Annotated in this window: 1 protein-coding gene and 1 pseudogene; both read left to right on the plus strand. The window is 53.5% G+C overall.

The window, feature by feature from the left end:
• Positions 1 to 138: 138 nt before the first annotated feature.
• Positions 139 to 645 (plus strand): annotated as a pseudogene (locus FS320_RS42060) (IS5 family transposase); the annotation flags it as partial.
• A gap of 516 nt (positions 646 to 1161) precedes the next feature.
• Positions 1162 to 1719, plus strand: a complete 558-nt coding sequence (locus FS320_RS51295; RefSeq protein ID WP_420846849.1) for a RolB family protein — start codon at positions 1162 to 1164, stop codon at positions 1717 to 1719.
• Positions 1720 to 2155 lie beyond the last annotated feature (436 nt).

Raw genomic sequence — 2155 nt, forward strand, 5'->3', positions numbered from 1 at the left:
CTTTGCAAACACCTCGTTCGGATCACGCCCGGCAAGCAACTGGTCCAGAAGTTCTTTCTCGATAGCCATACGATGGTCCTTTCCTCTCCATCACTATGGCCTCACGCACAAAATTCCTGACAGTCCCGCCAAGGGCACCGGACCTGGCGCAAGCTCCACCTGGCCGTTGATCCCGAGACCGGTGAGATCCTCGCATCGGAGCTGACGACCACCGAAGACGGTGATGCCTCACAGGTCGGTCCCTTGTTGGATCAGATCTCAAGCCCAATCACTTCGGTCACGGCTGATGGCGCATATGATGGCGAGCCCGTCTACCGTACCATCGCCGAGCGGGATCCTGCTGCGGCAGTAATTATCCCACCGCGGTCAACGGCAGTGCCGCGCAACACGGCCGAGACGGCGGCCACCCAGCGAGACCGGCACCTCCAGATGATCCAGACGCGCGGGCGTCTCGGCTGGCAGAAGGCGGTCAACTACGGTTGTCGGTCATTGGGCGAGGTGGCGATGATGCGCTACAAAACCCTGATTGGTCGCCGTCTCCACGCTCGGACTCTGCCTATGCAAAAGGCCGAAACCGCGGCCGGCTGCAAGGTCCTCAACGTCATGACCCGCCTTGGCATGCTGGTATCCCAGCGCATCACCTGAGCCCGACGTCAGGGGGCAGCGCGGCCCACATCTGAATTCTGCACCAAAGTCCTCGTCAGCGGCCTCGTGCATAAGACCGGCTAACGAGCGGCCACATGGGCGCAGGCATGCACAAACAAATAAAGCTGACAAAGCCATATATCCTGCCAACCAAATGGGCCCCAACCAAATAAAGCTGACAAAGCCATATATCCTGCCAACCAAATGGGCCCCAACCAAATAAAGTGTAGAATCCTGCCAACCAAATGCTGACAGAGACGTTTTGGCTCTCGATTGGCCTGTCCCTGTCTGTGATTGCGGTCCAATCAGGACGAACGAACTCTACGCTTCTGCAAAGGTCAATCGTGTGCCTTTATAAACCCCATCATGTCTTTTCTCCATCCCTCACAACCACACCTACCTTGCTCTGCTCTCCTCCCCAGCCTCTCCTCTCCGTTTCATTTTCTTTCTGTGTTCATCCTCCCTATGGCGCGCCCCGTGTATGCCGGTGTAGAGATTAACGAAACAGATGGAAGGATGCTGGAGGACTTACTCGAGCGAGTGCATGTCCAAAACTATTCGGAGTTCTGTGATAGAGTTTTGGCGGCTCAAGCAAGCTTTGTTAACGCCCCGGGAGCTCCTTGGATGGGGCGGGCACGGCAACTTGATTTCTTGCAGGTTCCGCTCATGGATGAGATAACTGCGAACAATTATAAAAACGGCCCATTTGAGTCGATCCACCAGGGGGGCAGCTTCCTATACCTCTATCTGCCGGCGGGGGTTGCGAGGATGTGCCTTCAACAGCAGAGTCTCGCTCCTATTCCTAATCGGTTACGCGTCCAAACTGGGGGAGGCCTGTTGGCAATGGACGCTTGGCCGTACGACCAATATGGGATTACTGCAGAGCAAGTAGTGAGGATCTACCACAAATATGGTTGTCGCGATGCTACCGTTCAAGACGTTGAATTTTTCGTCGCTGTTCCGCGCACTGCTTCGTTCGGATCGGTCCGCGGCGATACCGGCGTGAGTATTCGTCGTGCTCCATTTGACCGGTTTGACATACCAGTTATCGGACCTGCGCTGTATCTTAACTAGAGGTTTACCGCCATTGGACTTGGCCCACTGCTGTTCGCAGAATGTGTTGTGTCTGTCTTTGAATTTTATGTTGCTTCCGTAGTTGTCGGTTGTAGCCGGCGTATTTACGTTCTTATGCTTCTTGTGCTTTCATTTTGTACTTTCGTTTTTGATTATATGAATAAGCCAAGTCTGTTTTTCGTCGACGTTGCTTTGCGCCCTCTTATTAATGGATGCAGAAACGGATATTTAACGCGATCACTGGGCTGCTCGATCTTGAATGAGCATGCTTTAGCAATCCTCGCTTGATTCACAATTTGGTTGGGGCCCATTTGGTTGGGGCCCATTTGGTTGGCAGGATATATGGCTTTGTCAGCTTTATTTGGTTGGGGCCCATTCCATATATCCTGCCAACTACCAATCAATAATCTGCGAAGCAGATATCGCTCACAGGCAA

The organism is Microvirga tunisiensis, from assembly GCF_009296175.1.
Taxonomy (GTDB): Bacteria; Pseudomonadota; Alphaproteobacteria; order Rhizobiales; family Beijerinckiaceae; genus Microvirga; species Microvirga tunisiensis.

Bases quoted from the DNA above. Each gene is read 5' to 3' on its own strand.
- FS320_RS51295 (WP_420846849.1), top strand. From the start codon at position 1,162: ATGCTGGAGGACTTACTCGAGCGAGTGCATGTCCAAAACTATTCGGAG.